The sequence below is a fragment of the Enterococcus sp. DIV0358 genome, assembly GCF_051713465.1.
GTDB lineage: Bacteria > Bacillota > Bacilli > Lactobacillales > Enterococcaceae > Enterococcus > Enterococcus faecalis.
On the sequence record NZ_JBIOPX010000001.1, the window covers coordinates 445074 to 462053 of the forward strand.

Consider the following 16980-nt stretch of genomic DNA (forward strand, 5'->3'; position numbering starts at 1 on the left):
CTATAAAACCACTTGACCATTTTTGACCTTTGAGGTTATTATAGCATTTTTTGTAAGAGAATCAAGTAAAAGACCTTGTTTAAAAAAAGGCAAAGATTCGATTTTTTTACAGACAATTGCGCCATTTTCAAGTAAACTATAAGAGTTGATATTTAAGAGAAAGAGTGGTGAAATCAATGGCTGAAAATCCTTTTGTAGAAAAAATTGCTTCATTAAAAGCTGGAGAAATCTCTGAATTAATCGTGGAGCAAAATGAATTTTTCCAATTTCGTGATGCTTGGATTTCTTTGCCTGACCGCGCGGAAATTGTTGGAGAAGCGGGGTTAAATGGACGAATCATTTATCGTTACCAAAAAGAGGAAGAATAGTCAGTGCAAAACATCACGAAATTTAAGCAAAAAGTGTTGTGTAAGATAGAAAAAAATGGTAATCTTAGAAACTGAAAGGGTCTTTTTTCGAGTAGACGTTTGATTTTAGCGTATCAAGAAAGGAAAACCCTAACATAAAAATTTTTTATTTACGAAGGAGACCGATTTATATGGAAAAGAAAGAATTTCACATTATAGCAGAAACAGGAATTCACGCACGTCCAGCTACTTTATTAGTACAAACTGCAAGCAAATTTAACTCAGATATTAACTTAGAATACAAAGGTAAATCTGTTAACTTAAAATCAATCATGGGCGTTATGTCTTTAGGCGTTGGTCAAGGTTCTGACGTAACAATCACTGTTGATGGTGCTGACGAAGCTGAAGGAATGGCAGCAATCGTTGAAACATTACAAAAAGAAGGATTGGCTGAATAATGTCTGAGATGCTAAAAGGGATTGCCGCAAGTGATGGCGTTGCTGTTGCTAAAGCTTACCTGCTAGTTCAACCTGACTTGTCTTTCAACAAAACTTCCGTAGAAGATACTGATGCAGAAGCAACTCGCTTAGACGATGCTTTAGCAAAATCTACTGAAGAGTTGCAAGCAATTCGCGACAAAGCAGCTCAAAGCCTTGGTGAAGCAGAAGCGCAAGTTTTCGATGCTCATTTAATGGTTTTATCTGACCCAGAAATGGTTGGTCAAATCAAACAAAATATCCAAGACAACAAAGTCAATGCAGAAGCTGCCTTGAAAGAAGTTACGGATATGTATATTGGTATGTTTGAAGCAATGGACGACAATGCTTACATGCAAGAGCGTGCAGCAGATATTCGTGACGTTGCCAAACGTATCTTAGCACATTTATTAGGTGTGACTCTTCCAAATCCTTCAATGATTAACGAAGAAGTAATCGTGGTTGCCCATGACTTAACACCTAGTGATACTGCACAATTAGACCGTACGTATGTTAAAGCCTTTGTTACAGACATCGGCGGACGTACTTCTCACTCAGCAATCATGGCTCGTTCGTTAGAAATCCCTGCAATCGTTGGTACAAAAGAAATTACTGACAAAGTAAAAGCAGGCGATATTTTAGCAGTGAACGGAATCATTGGGGATGTTATTATTGACCCAACAGATGCTGAAAAATCTGAATTTGAAGCAGAAGCAAAAGCTTATGCAGATCAAAAAGCAGAATGGGATAAACTAAAAAATGCAGAAACAGTGACAGCTGACGGCAAACATGTTGAGTTAGCTGCAAACATTGGTACACCAAAAGATTTAGAAGGCGTACACAAAAACGGCGGCGAAGCTGTTGGTTTATATCGTACAGAATTCTTATACATGGATTCATCTGACTTTCCAACTGAAGAGGACCAATACCAAGCGTATAAAGCAGTTCTTGAAGGAATGGAAGGAAAACCAGTTGTGGTTCGTACAATGGATATTGGTGGGGACAAAGAGCTTCCTTACCTAACATTACCACACGAAATGAACCCATTCTTAGGTTACCGTGCATTACGTATTAGCTTATCAGAACTAGGTGACGGCATGTTCCGTACACAAATGCGTGCATTATTACGTGCGTCTGTTCATGGTAACTTACGTATCATGTTCCCAATGGTTGCTACTTTGAAAGAATTTAGAGCAGCGAAAGCAATCTTTGAAGACGAAAAACAAAAATTAGTCAACGAAGGTGTTGAAGTTTCAAACGATATCCAAGTAGGTATTATGATTGAAATTCCAGCAGCTGCCGTATTAGCTGATAAATTTGCCAAAGAAGTAGACTTCTTTAGTGTTGGAACCAACGACTTAATCCAATACACAATGGCGGCAGACCGTATGAATGAACGCGTTTCTTACTTATACCAACCATACAACCCATCAATCTTACGTTTAATTAAAAATGTAATTGATGCAGCACACGCTGAAGGTAAATGGGCTGGTATGTGTGGTGAAATGGCGGGCGATCAAACAGCTGTTCCATTACTATTGGGTATGGGCTTAGATGAGTTCTCAATGAGTGCTACATCTATCCTTAAAACACGTAGCTTGATGAAACGTCTAGACACAACTAAAATGGCTGAACTTGCTGACCGCGCATTAAAAGAATGCGACACGATGGAAGAAGTCGTTGCATTAGTTGAAGAATATACAAAATAATTAAGCGATTATGAAAGCACATCGACAATTGTCGATGTGCTTTTTTATTGTTGCGATTCACGTATTTTTTTCTTGAAATAATAAATCGTGCTTCCCAAAATGAATAGAAAAACTAGCGTGATGCTAAACACCAGTTTCCAAGGGAAATTGGTGTGCTTTTCAGGTGGGAGGTTGACGGCGGTAGCATTGTATTTTTTAGCTTCTTTTTCTTGGATGACTAAGTGTTTTTCCCACGAATAGTCTTGATAGCCATCGTTTGCTTTGATTTTTACAGTATAATTTCCAGGAACAAAAGGTTGTTCCTTTAAGTCAATCCGATAATTAAAATTTGTATTAGGGGCCATTGTTAACGACTCTTGGTGATTTTCGTAGCGAGGTTTAGCTTCTTTTTCATAATATAAAGAGGCATCGACTTGTAATTTTTTAATCATAGCCGCTTGTTTGTTTTGGAGATTCATTAATACGCGGTTACGACCGTTAGCTTGATCGGTTTTTACTTCATTTAAAGATAATTTTGGCTGAACAGGTTCATCTGTTTCACTAAGTAAGACACCGACTACATAAGAAAAACGATTATTGATGGCCACGCCGTTTTCTGAGTGAGCAGGTTGTTCATCTGACTTTTGTTCAAAGTAGAGTCCTCCTAAAACATAACCATTAAATGGTTTTTCCGGTAAAGTAAGCTGACATTCAACAGTCTTGGTTGAGTGTTTAGGTAGGTAGATTTCTTTTGGTAATTGCGCAATCTCATTAAAGGTAAAAGGTGCAGATGGATCTTTTTTTGTTTCAGCATGAGAATAATCTGCCAAGCCATTATCATTAGTAATCGCTGTATTGGCTGAAGCTAGCACGGTAATGTCGTTGGCTGTTTGATTCGTTAGTTCGATTTGTAGCTTTTGTGTTTGGTTTGGAGCGACACGTAGATCAAAATAACTTGTCTCTTTGGTTCGTTGATTGTCGGGTAAAATGGCTTTTACAGAAAAAGTCATTTCGCTTGCTTCTACAGAATAAGAGCCAATAAAAAATAAAAAAATGATGACGCTAATAGCATGGAGCCATTTAAAAAGCTGCTGATTCATAGTGTGCACTCCTTTTTGACAATTTTTTATAAGAAGGTATTGCATGAAGTTGTTTCATGCAATACCTTGTTTGTTTTCTTTTAAAGTGGTGTATCATCCAAAATCCAAGTAAGCGTTGTTTTATATTGTTTAGCTGCAACTTTTTTCGTTGTCGCAGGAACAGTTAATTGAATGCCTTGAGCAGCGGTCGCTCCGTTACCAAAAGCTAATGTCCAAGTGCCCATTCCTGTTGAAAGAGCGGCAGTCGCCACAGGAGAAGTAGCGGCACCAGTTGGATCCAAGGTTACTGGGACCGTTAATGGCGCCAAAGAAAGTAACTGTGTTGAATTGGGTGTTGCTGCTAAAAAGGTCAAGGATGCATTATCCAAAACAGCGGGTGTTGAATCACTTGTAGCAAATTGCGCACTCTGTTTAACTGATAATTTCCAGCCAAGATTTAGACCACGTTTGTCAGTTACTTGAACATAGTTTGGCACGCTAATTAAATCGCCAGTACTATTTTGTACTTGGTCCAGTTGTGCCGAATAGATTGCTGTTCCGGCTTGAATTTGTTTTGATCCAAAATGGATATTTGAAACATAGTCAATACTAAGGGGTCCGGCTGTACCAGGTTGATGAGGATCAGCAGGATTAGGTGTCACAGGCTGAGAAGGGTTCGTCGGGTTGACAGGTGGCGTGACAGTATTATCAAGAGCAAACGTAATATCAGCGTTGGATTGAATAGAAGCGACTTGAGCTGCTTCAACTTTTGGACTATTTAAAAGCATAAGAGGCGTTGCAACGAACAAAATGCTTGAAATGCGCACGATCTTTTTCATTTTTTATTCCTTCTTTCTTGTTTATTTTTAACTTTTAAAAAAGCTAAATCCTAATTAGAGGGGTGTATCAGAAAGAATCCATTGTAATTCGGCAGTGTAAGATTCTTTGACCGTTAAATTAAGGTCAGGAGCAACGCTTAAAAAAAGTCCATTTTGTTGGTTCCAAGGAATTTCTACATTGTTATCGTCCGTTGCGGTGTATTGATAAACTTCGGTTGCTAAAGAGGAGAGAGGAAAATCACTACCATTTTTTCGATAAATGAAAGCTTGCTGGATCGTTTTATTTGTAGAAGTTGAATGCATGGGCTGACTCTCTCTTACCAACAAATGCCATGGTGTTTTTGCAACTCGACCATCGGCAATGAGGAAAGGAGCGCTGATAGTCGATGGTGAGTATATGGTTCGTTTGCTGGGGAAAGGTAAATTTTTAAAGGAAACTGTAGTTGGCATCTGCACAAAACGGAGGGTACCGTTTTTGATAGGTAAAGACTGTTCCTTAGTGATTGGCGTAATTGGCGTTCCGCCACCATCATTGCCAGTAACCGTGCTAGAAAATAAAAGAAATTGGTTTATCCATTCTTCTGTAACCGTTGCTGTATATTGTAAGGTGAATTGTGTATTGGCTTCCGTAAAATTATCTGCTGGCAGCGAATTATGATAACTCCAATACGGCAAACCAGTGGAACTATCAGTTAAAAGTTGAAGCCCAGCTATTGGCGTACTTAAACCTGCTGCTGATTGTTTTGTTAATGTAGCAGCTGAAAGTTGAGCCAGTCCTTTAGGCACCGTTGCTCGTAATTGCTGATTCATCCACGTTGCTGGTTGATTGGTTAAACGTGTGATTAACGTGAAACGAATGATTTGCCCACTTACGAGAGAGTTTGCAGCTTCCCAGAGCCCTTGTGCATTTTTCCGCTCAATGATTTGCGTGACCGTTAGTTGAGGCACAGGATAAGCAACTGTTTGAGAAACAGTAGAACTGGTTAACAAAGGGAGGCCAGTGCGATTGCTGAGACCTTGGACCCACAAGCTAACCGTTTCTCCCCCTTGGAAAGTGGGTAAATTAGCAAATTGAAAATGGCCATTGGAATCTAAGGACGTTGTGAAAATAGAACCACCATTTATTTGTACTTTAACTTGATAGGTTCCGTTAGATGCTTGAGAAGCTTTACCTGAAAGTTGAGTTGAGCCGGCATTAGCGACTACGTTTGTGACTGGTTGGATTGACCAATTGACACTTTGGTCAGCTGAGGGGCTGCTTTGAATATAGTCGGTTGACGTTTTTGAACGAGCAAAGACAATTGTAGAGAGCGTGTCGCCATATTCTAATGGTGAAGCTAACGATGTCGAGAAATTTCCGGCTGCATCGACAGAAATCCCTTTCACCACAATGGGGGTAGTGGTGCCATCATGGCGGTTCAAGGTTAATTGAACAGAGTAGTTATAGTTTGGGTCTTGTACTTGTTGAATGGTCCCTGTTACAGTAGTGTCCAGATGATTTGGTTGAGTTAGTTTGGCTGGTGTGACTTGAGGAACGGGATAATTACCTAAACTAAGTTGAGCTTTGCTAATTACGCCTGTTTTTGTATTGTTTCCAATAATAATATTAATTGCACCTAATCCAGTGCCGACATCTGTAAAGGTTCCTCGAATCGGATAGTCTTTGCCGTTAAGAGCAGGAGGGATTGAAATTCCTCGTTTATAAAGTGCGCCCACATCAAACGAAATGGCGGCAGACCATTTGGTTCCGGGAAGTAACACCAAGGTGCTACTTGGAAAAGTCAGATAAACAGAATGATAAGTGCTACTATAAGAGAGGCTGACGCCGTTAGTTGAACTGTGAATATCTTGAGTGGCTGTTCCTGGATAACTGACAGTCCCTGTTAAAAGAGTCAGAAAATCTTGTTGCTTTAGAGTGTCGTTATCTAACTGGTTTGAAATTTCTGTAGGAAGTTGAATAGCAATAATCGGTCGATCATTAATTGCTAAGCCGATAAGTGTCACACTGTATTCATACGAAAGTGTGATAATATCTTGGTTATACGTTCCTGTGCTTAAGCTACTTTTTAAGTTGCTATTACCAACAGAAACACTAGCTGGCGCAGGTGCCATAGGTTCATCGTTTTCAGAGGAAGCGTGGGTTTGCTCGGTTTCTTGTTCCACGATATCGGTTGTTTGAGCTGTTTGTTGTTCTGTTGAAACTGAGGTAAATGTTTCATTAAAAGTAGAGGCGTGAGTTGCAGGGGTCAGTGTTTCAGAATGAGCTATCAAAGGTTGAGTCAGCGATAAAAAAAGCCATGATATGATGCAAGAAAAGATTCTCCAGACGAACTTATTCAAAACCATCCTCTCCTTTTTTGATATTATATGTATAATGACGAAAATATATAATGCGTAAATATTGAGTACATACATTCTATAATGGGCCATTCATAAAGTAAAGCGATTACATCCGATGGTGAACAAGATATTTTGTTCACAATCTTTTAGGAGTTTAAGAAGGAAATTTCTCGAAATTCTATGCTTTTTTAATCCGAAAAAATTAAAAAACTGATAGTTTGCTAAAAATCGAGTCTTTCTTTCACTTCTTAGCACTTAAAATATTTACATTTTCCTAGGGATAGTGTACTATTTAAAGGTATGCATAAATAAAGTTTGATGTATAAAATTAAATGTTATTCGGAGGGAAACAAATGTCTGCGAAATGGGAAAAAAAAGGCACTAATGATGGTGTATTAACTTTTTCAATCGAACAAGCAGTAATCGAAAAAGGATTAACGCAAGCGTTCAATAAAGTGAAAAAAAACTTAAACGTACCTGGTTTCCGTAAAGGAAAAGTATCACGTACTGTTTTTAACCGTATGTATGGAGAAGAAGCGTTATACGAAGATGCGTTAAACGCTGTTTTACCAGAAGCATATGAAGCGGCTGTATTAGAAGCAGGAATTGAACCAGTAGCACAACCAAAAATTGATGTTGAAAGCATGAATAAAGGGGAAGACTGGGTTATCACTGCTGAAGTAACTGTAAAACCTGAAGTAAAATTAGGCGAATACAAAAACTTAACAGTGTCTAAACAAGACCGTGAAGTAACAGATGAAGACGTGGAAGCACGTTTGAAACGCGAACAAGAATCTCAAGCTGAATTAGTAATCAAAGAAGATGCCGCTGCTGAAAATGGTGACACTGTAGTTATCGACTTTGAAGGCTTCTTAGGCGACGAAGCATTTGAAGGCGGCAAAGGCGAAAATTACTCATTAGAATTAGGTTCTAATTCATTTATTCCAGGCTTTGAAGACCAATTAGTTGGCAAAAAAGCTGGCGAAGAAGTAGAAGTAAACGTTACTTTCCCTGAAGATTACCAAGCAGAAGATTTAGCTGGTAAAGAAGCAGTCTTCAAAGTAACTGTTCATGAAGTAAAAGCAAAAGAATTACCAGAATTGGATGATGAATTTGCAAAAGACGTTGACGATTCAGTAGAATCATTAGACGAATTAAAAGAAAAATTCCGTAAAGAATTGACAGAAGCAAAAGAAGCAGCAGCTGAAGAAGCAAAAGACGAAGAAGCAATTCGTTTAGCTGTTGAAAATGCTGAAATCGTTGAATTACCACACGTAATGGTTCACGACGAAGTTCACCGTTCAATGGATGAATTCTTAAACAACATGCAACGCCAAGGAATTTCTCCTGAAATGTACTACCAATTAACTGGTTCTACAGAAGAAGATTTACACAAACAATTTGAAGGCGAAGCAGAAACACGCACAAAAACAAACTTAGTGATTGAAGCAGTTGCCAAAGCTGAAAACATCGAAGTAACACAAGAAGACATCGATGCTGAAGTGAAAGATTTAGCAGAACAATACAACATGCCTGAAGCGCAAGTACGTAAAGTATTAAACAACGACATGTTAGAACACGATATTCGTATGAAACGTGCTGTTGAAACAATTACTGAAACAGCTGTTGAAAAATAAACATTTTTAATAAGCTCTTCATTCGATAGAGTTTTCTAAAACTGTAGATGGAAGGTGTCTTTCATCTACAGTTTTTTTCATATAAAATAACTTTTGAAAGGGTGTGTCAAAATGGATAAAAATTATTCGAAAATTAAATATGGATTAGTGGTGTTTGGCATCTTATGCTTGACGTACAATCTCTGGGAATTTTTTACGGCTAAGTATTCAACAAAACAAGGTGTGACGTTCGTTATCGAATGTTTACTTGGAATTGGTCTAATCTTTTTACCGGATCTTGTCAATAAATTTTTAAAAATTATTATGCCACCGACTATCGTTTATTTTTACTGGTTTTTCTTATTTATTTCAGTATTCCTAGGAACCTCGTTGCATATGATTTCAATCATTTCGTTCTGGGATAAAATTTTACACTTTGTTAGTCCGATGCTGTTAACTGCTGTGGGTTATGGTATTGCTGGTTTCCTATTGAAGAAAACGAAGTACGCCGATGTTTCCCCGTGGTTGTTTTTATTATTTGGGTTTGCATTTGCAGGGCTTTGTGGCGTCTTCTGGGAATTCTGGGAATTTATCTGCGATTCACTAGGGAACATGAACTTACAACGCTATAATATGTCCAACGGCCAACCATTTATTGGGCGTGCTGCTTTAATGGATACGATGGGGGATTTATTTACCAATACCCTTGGGGCCTTTGTGATGGGCGTGTACACGTATATCAGAAGCAAAGGAAATCCTGAGTATTTAGAAAATTATGCGATAAAGAGAAAATAATAATAAAAAAGCGATTCAACCATGGTTGAATCGCTTTTTTGCTGTTTTTTTAAGCAGGTACTTCGACAGGTTTTTTCAAAAGTCCGTAGACAATTCCTGAAATAATCGCCCCAATTAAGATGAACAATAGATATAGTAATGGATTACTTAATAGGAAGACGACGAAGATTCCTCCATGTGGTGCCAATAATTTGATACCAAACGCACCAACCAACGCACCAGTAAAGGCAGAACCTACCACGAAACTTGGAATCACACGTAATGGGTCAGCTGCTGCAAAAGGAATTGCCCCTTCAGTGACAAAAGAAAGGCCCATTACAATATTGGTTAAGCCGGCATCTTGTTGATCTTTTGTAAATTTATTTTTAAATAAACGAGTTGCTACGAAAATTGCTAATGGAGGAACCATTCCGCCAGCCATTACAGAAGCCATGACCACGCTGCCACCTTCTGCAACAGTACTTGCTAGCGTAGCTGTACCGAAAACATAAGCAGCTTTGTTAACTGGTCCACCTAAGTCGATGGCCATCATACCAGCTAATAAGGCACCAAGTAAAGCTGCATTTGTGCCATCTAAGCCAAGTAGGAAATGATTTAACGCATCATTAATTGCTTTCATTGGGATGTTAATGACTAACATTAATAAGCCTGTAATAATCAAACCAAAAACTGGATAGAATAAAATGGTTTTAATTCCATCTAATGATTTTGGCAAGCCTTTGAAAACTTTACGTAAAAGAACCACTACATAACCAGCTAAGAAACCACCGATTAGGGCCCCAAGGAACCCAGCTCCTCCGGCGTTTGCTAATGCACCAGCCGCGAAACCAGCAACTAAGCCTGGACGATCCCCAATACTAGAAGCAATAAAACCAGCTAAGACAGGTAACATAAAGCCAAATGCTGCGCCACCAATTTGGTTAAACCAGCTAGCTACGTCATTGTAATTCCCTAAATTGGCTAATTGATCTTGAGGAACCCCGATAAATTGATCAATCATAAAGGAAAGAGCAATGGCAATTCCGCCACCAATAACGAAAGGTAACATATGAGAAACACCATTCATTAAATCTTTATAGATACGAGAACCGATTGAACCTTCCGCTGAATCCTCTTGATCGCTTGCAGCCGAGTCACTGCCATGGAAAGTAGGAGCTTCACCACTAATGGCTAAGTTAATTAGTTCTTCGGTTTTACGAATTCCATCACTGACGGGACGATTGACTAATTTTTTACCATCAAATCGATTCATTTCTACTTTTTTATCGGCTGCGACAATCACGCCATCAGCACGAGCAATATCTTCAGCAGTTAAACGATTTTTAATTCCTTCTGAACCGTTCGTTTCTACTTTAATGTCTACGCCCATTTCTTTTGCTTTTTTCTTCAGCGCATCTTCAGCCATGTAAGTATGAGCAATTCCTGTAGGACAAGCAGTCACAGCAATAATATATTTACGATTGCTTTCTGGTGCTGGCGTTGTTTGTTCTTGTTCTGCTTTTTCTTCCGCTTCTTTTTGATCTTCTGCTGCTTGGAAAAGAGCTTGTACTGCTTCTGGAGTTTCCGCTTCTTTCAATTTGCCAACAAAGTCTGGATCGATAAGTAATCGAGAAAGGGCCGCAAGCGCTTGGAGATGTGTATCATTAGCGCCTTCTGGGGCAGCAATCATGAAGAATAGATAAGTAGGTTGTCCATCTAGTGCTTCATAATCAACACCTTTTTTACTTTTAGCGAAAAGAACTGTCGGTTCTTTTACGGCACTATTTTTTGCGTGAGGCATAGCGATACCGTCGCCTAAACCAGTTGATGTTTGTGCTTCGCGTTTTAAAATTCCTTCTTTGTAAGTGTCAATGTCAGAGATGCGGCCACCATCGTATAATTTTTGGATCATTTCATCAATCGCGCCTTTTTTATCAGTAGCTTGTAAATCCATAATCATGACATCTTTTATTAATAAATCATTAATGTTCACTCTATTTTCCTCCCTTAGTGGATTTATTCTGAAATTTTTTCAATTGTTACTTCGTGGATAAGTTCTTGGATAAAATCTTCTGAGGCTAAATCATCAGAAAAAGCAGTCGCGCTACCGCAAGCGACACCCCATTTGAAAGCCTCTAAAGGATCTTGTGTTTTTGAAAAGTTGCCAATAAAACCAGCAATCATTGAGTCGCCAGCGCCGACAGAATTTTTCAGTGGGCGTTTTAAAACGTTGGAACGATAAACACCTTCTGCTGTGAAAAGTAATGCACCATCACCAGCCATTGAGATAATTACGTGTTGTGCTCCTTCTTCTAGTAACCGATGTCCATAAGGTAAAATGTCTTCAACACTTGTAAAGGTTGTATGATATAATTCTGCCAACTCATGATTATTTGGCTTGACCAATAAAGGCTTTTGTGACAAAGCGTTCATTAAATCTTCACCTGTCGTATCAATAACAAATTCTGCGCCTTTTTCCTTCACAATTTGGATTAATTCTTCGTAAAATCCTTTGCGTAGAGAAGCAGGTGTACTTCCTGAAAGAACAACAATATCACCAGCCTGAACACGACTAACTGCTTGTTTTAGTTCTTGAATTTCTTCGTTTGTTAGAGCAGGTCCTAAGCCGTTAATTTCTGTTTCAGTATCTGATTTCAATTTAATGTTGATTCGTGTATCAGCAGACACGGGAGTGAAATTCGTTTGGATTTCTTCTTTTTTCAACCAATCGGCAATGAATGAGCCTGTAAAACCACCTAAAAAACCTAAGGCAGTGGATTCTGTCTCCATACGTTTTAAAATACGTGAAACGTTGATTCCTTTGCCGCCGGGTAATTTAAAATCATTCGTCATCCGATTTAAATCACCAATTTGTAGATGATCGACATGAACGATAAAGTCGATAGAAGGGTTTAAAGTCACTGTGTAAATCATTTGTTTGCCTCCATTAAAATAGTTTTTTGCTGGAATCCTTGAAGCGATTCAGCAGGGCAGTAGTCAGTTAGTAAAGTAACTGACTCTAATTCTTCCACTTTGGTAAACGTTACTTCATTAAATTTTGTATGATCCAGTAAAACATAGGCTGTTTCTGCTTGATGAATAGCCAAGGCTTTTAGCGCTGCTTCTTCGGGATCAGGCGTTGTTAAACCAAACTCTAAATGTGCGCCGTTAGTTCCTAAAAAAGCTTTGTTAAAACGAAAATGTTGTAGCTGTTCCATACTAGTGGCACCAATGATTGCTTTAGTGGAGAGCTTCAAAGTACCACCAAGCATAATAGTGGGAATTTCCATGTCGCTAAGTTTTGCAGCATGATGTACGGAATTCGTCACTACATGGATTTGTTTCCCAACTAAAAAAGGGATCATTTCTAACGTGGTTGAACCAGCATCTAAATAGATCATATCGCCATCTTGTACACAACTAGCGGCTAAAGAAGCAATCTTTTGCTTTTCGTGCGTGTTTTTGATTGATTTTTCCGTCATGTTTTGTTCAAAGCCTAAATTAAGAATACGCTTAGCGCCGCCGTGAATGCGTTCTAACAAATTGGCGTCTTCTAATTCTTGTAAATCGCGGCGGATTGTGGATTCTGAAGCATTGAATAAGTTAGCAAGTTCTTGTGATTTGACGACTGATTTTTGATCTAACAATTGTAAAATTTTTTGATGTCGTTCTTCCGTAAGCATTTTCATCCCTCATTTCATGGATATAATAGCACAAATGAAAACGCTAATCAATCTAAAACGGTCAAAAACATTCAAAAAAATTAAAAAACAGTCATAAGAAAAAAAGAAAGCTGCTGAACCTGAGTTCAGCAGCTTTCTTTAATTCACTAAATCATTCGGTAAAGTTTTTTGATAAATCTCTTTTTTGACTTGGTAAGCGAGTTTTTCATCGGTCAAAATAATGAGCACATCGCCAACATGCATAACAGTATCACCATGTGTTAAAATTTCCGATTCGCCACGGCGAATGGAAGTGAGCAACATTTGTTTAGGCCAGACAAAATCACGTACCATCGTATCATCTAAGGAACTTTCTGCAGTGATAGGTAATTCAATAATCGTTTTGTGGCCACGAATATTACTTACTTTAGAAGGAACCAAACGTTCTAATAAGCTTTCATAAATTGGCTTGCCGCCAAGACTATCGATGGTAATATAACTAACTAAAGCGACAACCCCTAAAGACATTAAATGAGAAAAATTGCCGACCATTTCTGTTACTAAAATAATCGCTGTTAACGGTGCTTTACCAATCGCAGTAAAATAACCAGCCATGGCAAAAATTAAAAAGTTTTTCACAAAAATTGGATCCATCCCTACGTATTGGACAAGTAGACTACCATACAATGTTCCGATAATGGCACCTAAAGTTAGAATAGGCAAGAAAATACCACCAGGGAGATTCGATCCGTAAGAAACCATTGAAAAAACAAAACGTAAAACCAGTAAGCCGACTAAAGCCCAAATCGTGGCCGGTTGATTGCCTAAAGCTAAAACAATTTGATTCCCACCGCCAAGTAAATGTGGAAAGAAATAACCAATCGGTAAAATCAAAATAAAAGGAATAAAACCATAATAATTAGAAGAAAGGCCTTTGATTTTTCCATATACTTTTGGTAAGGACAACAATGTTTTTTGATATATCCAACCTAATAATCCTAGCAAAACGCCCAGCAGGACTAATGTCCAATAGTACTCTAAAGGCAAAGATTTAACCGGACCAATATAAAGAACTGGCTGCAATCCGAAGAAATGCAAAGAAACAAAGTTAGCGGAAATGGCCGCAGAAAAAGAGGTTAACCAAACTAAAGGTGAAAAGGAATGGTGAACCTCTTCTAGAACAAATAAAAGTCCTGCGATTGGTGCGTTAAAAGCGGCGGCTAAACCAGCACTGGCACCACTACTGATTAAAATTTTTTCTTCAGACTTGGTGCTTTGCCGCCATTGACTATAGCCTTGTCCAACCACTGCACCTAGTTGAATTGAAGGACCTTCACGTCCCAAAAATAGCCCAGGACTAATCGCTAAGATCCCACCGATAAATTTTTTCCAAAGCACTGGAAACCAGTGAATTTCTAATTGACCTTGAAGTTGTCCTTCCACTTGGGGGATGCCACTGCCTTTAATTGCTGGTTCGCTCTTAATCAGTCGTCCTAATAAATAAGCAAGTACGAGAGAAAATAAGAACCAAGGAATCATCCAAAAGGGTTTTTCGTGAAACGTTTGATACAGATGAACGACTTGTTCGCCAATTTTTTCAATGCCTAAGCGAAATAAGCTGACAACAAAGCCGACCAGGATTCCGACGACGATGCCTTTAAGGATAAAGCCGATTCGGGTACCATCTAATTGTTTAATTTCATGTACATCATTATTCATTTCATTTTTAGCCTCCATCACTACTTACTAATGTACTGCGGTTTGACTTGATTTACAAGAAAATTTCATATAAAAAGAAAAAGATTTTTTGTTCTTTTCTAAAGAACTTCAAAGGGATTTTTGGTATACTGTATAAGATTGAAAAAAGAGAGAGGACGTTTAATATGACACAAAAACATGCCTTGGTTCAGGGAATGAATCCTCGACAAGAAGAAGCCGTTTTGCATACAGAAGGACCACTGTTAGTCATGGCTGGTGCTGGTAGTGGAAAAACGCGGGTTTTAACACACCGAATTGCCTATCTAATTGAGGAAAAAGAAGTAAATCCATGGAATATTTTGGCGATTACGTTTACCAATAAAGCTGCTAAAGAAATGAAAGAGCGTGTAAATAAATTACTGGAAACGGGTGGCGAAGATGTATGGGTCTCCACTTTTCACTCCATGTGTGTAAGAATTTTACGTCGTGATGTGGATCAGATTGGTTACAACCGTAATTTTACAATTATTGACCCATCGGAACAAAAAACATTAATGAAACGCATCTTAAACGACTTAAATATTGATTCAAAAAAATATGATCCTCGCTCAATTTTAGGTACGATTAGCAATGCCAAAAATGAATTACAAACGCCTGAAAAAGTTGCTGAAATGCAAGGTTCCTTATATGAAGAAATTGTCGCAAAATGCTATGAAGCCTATCAAAAAGAATTACGCAAAAACCAATGTATGGATTTTGATGATTTGATTATGAATACGATTCGTTTATTCAATGAACAACCAGATACGTTAGCTTTCTACCAAAATAAATTTCACTATATTCATGTGGATGAATACCAAGATACCAATCATGCACAATATACCTTAGTCAATTTATTGGCTGCACGTTTCAAAAATCTGTGTGTCGTAGGTGATGCCGACCAAAGTATCTATGGTTGGCGCGGGGCGGATATGCAAAATATCTTGGATTTTGAAAAAGATTATCCAGATGCCAGTGTAATTTTGCTAGAACAAAATTATCGGTCCACCAAAAACATTTTGGCGGCTGCGAATGATGTCATCAAAAATAACCGTAACCGCCGCGAGAAAGAACTGTGGACAGAAAATATAGACGGTGAAAAGATTGTCTATTATCGTGGAGACACAGAACGGGATGAAACACAATTTATTGTGAGCCAAATCCAAAAAGAAATGCGGGAAAATGACCGAATTTATGGTGATTTTGCGGTATTATATCGGACCAATGCTCAATCCCGTGTAGTGGAAGAAATGCTCTTGAAATCTAATATTCCGTATACCATGGTGGGCGGACATAAATTCTACGACCGTAAAGAAATTAAAGATATTTTGGCTTATTTAAGTTTGATTGCCAATCCAGATGATTCGATTAGTTTTGAACGAATTGTCAATGAACCAAAACGAGGAATCGGTAAAAGTTCAATTGAAAAATTACGGTTATTTGCGGACACGCATGGTTGGGCTTTGCTGGAAGCTGCCCAAAATGTTGATTTGGCAAATATTTCAGGAAAAGCGGGTAAAGAGCTTGGTAATTTTGGTATGATGATTCAAGACTTAACGAAAACAGTGCCCTATTTAACGATTACAGAATTGGTGAAAGAAACTTTACAACGTAGTGGTTATCGGGAAGCTTTGATGGCGCAAAATAATTTAGAGTCTCAAGCTCGCTTAGAAAACTTGGACGAATTTTTATCTGTGACACAAGAATTTGATAAACGTTTTGAAGCGCAAAACAACGACGATCCAAATGGCGAAGAAACAAAATTGGCAGATTTCTTAACAGATTTAGCCTTGGTTTCTGATTTAGATAATTTAGAAGAGAGCTCTTCACAAGTAACCTTAATGACGTTGCATGCGGCCAAAGGGCTGGAATTTCCAGTGGTCTTTTTAATGGGCTTAGAAGAAGGGGTTTTCCCATTATCACGTGCCATGCTAGAAGAAAGTGAACTGGAAGAAGAACGGCGCTTGGCTTATGTTGGTATCACACGAGCGGAAGAAGCCCTGTTCTTAACGAATGCTTATTCGAGAACATTATATGGTCGCACGCAATATAATCGACCAAGTCGCTTTTTAGAAGAAATTGAGGCGGAGCGTTTAATGAAACAAGGGGCGGCGGCCAATTTACAGAAAGCTCCAGCGCGCACCTTTGATCCTAAAGTATTCAAGCCCAGCGCAAGTAAACCAGCTTATACACAGCCAGCTACAAAATCAGTTAGCAACAAAGTGGCAAGTGGTGGGGAAAAAGTTTCTTGGCAAGCAGGTGATAAGGTCCAACATAAAGCATGGGGCGTTGGTACAGTCGTTCGTGTAGGCGGTTCGGCCAAAGACTTAGAGTTGGACATTGCTTTCCCTGAAAAAGGCATAAAACGGTTGTTAGCGGCATTTGCACCAATTGAAAAAATTTAACATGCAAAATAGGTCAG

Annotated in this window: 13 protein-coding genes; 6 read left to right on the plus strand and 7 right to left on the minus strand. The window is 38.6% G+C overall.

Annotated features, from left to right (window positions below; translation table 11 throughout):
* Window positions 1–176: 176 nt before the first annotated feature.
* The 3 genes from IGK70_RS02265 (at window position 177) to ptsP (ending at window position 2532) form a co-directional block, all read left to right on the plus strand.
* Entirely contained in the window at window positions 177–368 is a 192-nt protein-coding gene (locus IGK70_RS02265) for a hypothetical protein (RefSeq protein ID WP_002366170.1), read from the plus strand.
* A gap of 170 nt (window positions 369–538) precedes the next feature.
* Entirely contained in the window at window positions 539–805 is a 267-nt protein-coding gene (locus IGK70_RS02270) for a phosphocarrier protein HPr (protein WP_104855778.1), read from the plus strand.
* Complete coding sequence (gene ptsP / locus IGK70_RS02275) at window positions 805–2532, plus strand: phosphoenolpyruvate--protein phosphotransferase (protein WP_002361251.1); 1728 nt, start codon at window positions 805–807, stop codon at window positions 2530–2532. Before IGK70_RS02270 ends, ptsP begins: the two co-directional genes overlap by 1 nt.
* 44 nt (window positions 2533–2576) lie before the next feature.
* On the opposite strand, the gene IGK70_RS02280 is transcribed toward ptsP, so the two are convergent.
* From IGK70_RS02280 to IGK70_RS02290, 3 genes are read right to left on the minus strand one after another with little or no spacing between them, the layout of a single operon-like run.
* Entirely contained in the window at window positions 2577–3656 is a 1080-nt protein-coding gene (locus IGK70_RS02280; protein WP_162783042.1) for a DUF916 and DUF3324 domain-containing protein, read from the minus strand.
* 35 nt (window positions 3657–3691) lie between these two features.
* A complete protein-coding gene (locus IGK70_RS02285) occupies window positions 3692–4429 on the minus strand; it encodes a WxL domain-containing protein (RefSeq protein WP_002382990.1) in 738 nt (245 codons plus the stop codon).
* Window positions 4430–4483: 54 nt separating this feature from the next.
* Window positions 4484–6859 (minus strand): hypothetical protein, encoded by a 2376-nt coding sequence (locus IGK70_RS02290; protein ID WP_162783043.1) that lies wholly within the window; start codon window positions 6857–6859, stop codon window positions 4484–4486.
* A gap of 263 nt (window positions 6860–7122) precedes the next feature.
* Between IGK70_RS02290 and tig the strand changes: the two genes are divergently transcribed.
* Together tig and IGK70_RS02300 are read left to right on the plus strand one after the other, a co-directional pair.
* Window positions 7123–8406: a trigger factor gene (tig, locus tag IGK70_RS02295; RefSeq protein WP_002355556.1), complete on the plus strand. Its 1284-nt coding sequence runs from the start codon at window positions 7123–7125 to the stop codon at window positions 8404–8406.
* A 111-nt stretch (window positions 8407–8517) separates the two neighbouring features.
* Window positions 8518–9180, plus strand: a complete 663-nt coding sequence (locus IGK70_RS02300) for a hypothetical protein (protein ID WP_002366175.1) — start codon at window positions 8518–8520, stop codon at window positions 9178–9180.
* Between the two features lie 49 nt (window positions 9181–9229).
* Here the strand turns inward: IGK70_RS02300 and IGK70_RS02305 are convergent, their stop codons facing one another.
* From IGK70_RS02305 to IGK70_RS02320, 4 genes are all read right to left on the minus strand, one after another.
* The gene (locus IGK70_RS02305) at window positions 9230–11152 is read right to left on the minus strand and encodes a PTS fructose transporter subunit IIABC (RefSeq protein ID WP_104855776.1); all 1923 of its coding nucleotides are present in this window, start codon (window positions 11150–11152) and stop codon (window positions 9230–9232) included.
* 23 nt (window positions 11153–11175) lie between these two features.
* A complete protein-coding gene (gene pfkB, locus IGK70_RS02310) occupies window positions 11176–12093 on the minus strand; it encodes a 1-phosphofructokinase (protein WP_002408025.1) in 918 nt (305 codons plus the stop codon).
* Window positions 12090–12842 carry a DeoR/GlpR family DNA-binding transcription regulator gene (locus IGK70_RS02315; protein ID WP_002389626.1) on the minus strand — a complete coding sequence of 251 codons (753 nt, stop codon included), beginning with the start codon at window positions 12840–12842 and terminating at the stop codon, window positions 12090–12092. Before IGK70_RS02315 ends, pfkB begins: the two co-directional genes overlap by 4 nt.
* A gap of 138 nt (window positions 12843–12980) precedes the next feature.
* Entirely contained in the window at window positions 12981–14540 is a 1560-nt protein-coding gene (locus IGK70_RS02320; protein ID WP_002368023.1) for a ClC family H(+)/Cl(-) exchange transporter, read from the minus strand.
* Window positions 14541–14704: 164 nt separating this feature from the next.
* Here IGK70_RS02320 and pcrA point away from each other — a divergent pair, with 164 nt between their 5' ends.
* Window positions 14705–16963, plus strand: coding sequence for a DNA helicase PcrA (gene pcrA, locus IGK70_RS02325; protein WP_002363179.1), 2259 nt, complete (start codon window positions 14705–14707; stop codon window positions 16961–16963).
* The last annotated feature ends 17 nt before the right edge of the window (window positions 16964–16980 follow it).

What these genes read in the sequence shown, in the direction of transcription:
- IGK70_RS02265 (WP_002366170.1), top strand. Translation starts at nt 177, where the DNA reads ATGGCTGAAAATCCTTTTGTAGAAAAAATTGCTTCATTAAAAGCTGGA.
- IGK70_RS02270 (WP_104855778.1), top strand. Translation starts at nt 539, where the DNA reads ATGGAAAAGAAAGAATTTCACATTATAGCAGAAACAGGAATTCACGCA.
- ptsP (WP_002361251.1), top strand. Translation starts at nt 805, where the DNA reads ATGTCTGAGATGCTAAAAGGGATTGCCGCAAGTGATGGCGTTGCTGTT.
- IGK70_RS02280 (WP_162783042.1), bottom strand. Translation starts at nt 3,656, where the DNA reads ATGCAATACCTTCTTATAAAAAATTGTCAAAAAGGAGTGCACACTATG.
- IGK70_RS02285 (WP_002382990.1), bottom strand. Translation starts at nt 4,429, where the DNA reads ATGAAAAAGATCGTGCGCATTTCAAGCATTTTGTTCGTTGCAACGCCT.
- IGK70_RS02290 (WP_162783043.1), bottom strand. Translation starts at nt 6,859, where the DNA reads ATGGCCCATTATAGAATGTATGTACTCAATATTTACGCATTATATATT.
- tig (WP_002355556.1), top strand. Translation starts at nt 7,123, where the DNA reads ATGTCTGCGAAATGGGAAAAAAAAGGCACTAATGATGGTGTATTAACT.
- IGK70_RS02300 (WP_002366175.1), top strand. Translation starts at nt 8,518, where the DNA reads ATGGATAAAAATTATTCGAAAATTAAATATGGATTAGTGGTGTTTGGC.
- pfkB (WP_002408025.1), bottom strand. Translation starts at nt 12,093, where the DNA reads ATGATTTACACAGTGACTTTAAACCCTTCTATCGACTTTATCGTTCAT.
- IGK70_RS02315 (WP_002389626.1), bottom strand. Translation starts at nt 12,842, where the DNA reads ATGCTTACGGAAGAACGACATCAAAAAATTTTACAATTGTTAGATCAA.
- IGK70_RS02320 (WP_002368023.1), bottom strand. Translation starts at nt 14,540, where the DNA reads ATGAATAATGATGTACATGAAATTAAACAATTAGATGGTACCCGAATC.
- pcrA (WP_002363179.1), top strand. Translation starts at nt 14,705, where the DNA reads ATGACACAAAAACATGCCTTGGTTCAGGGAATGAATCCTCGACAAGAA.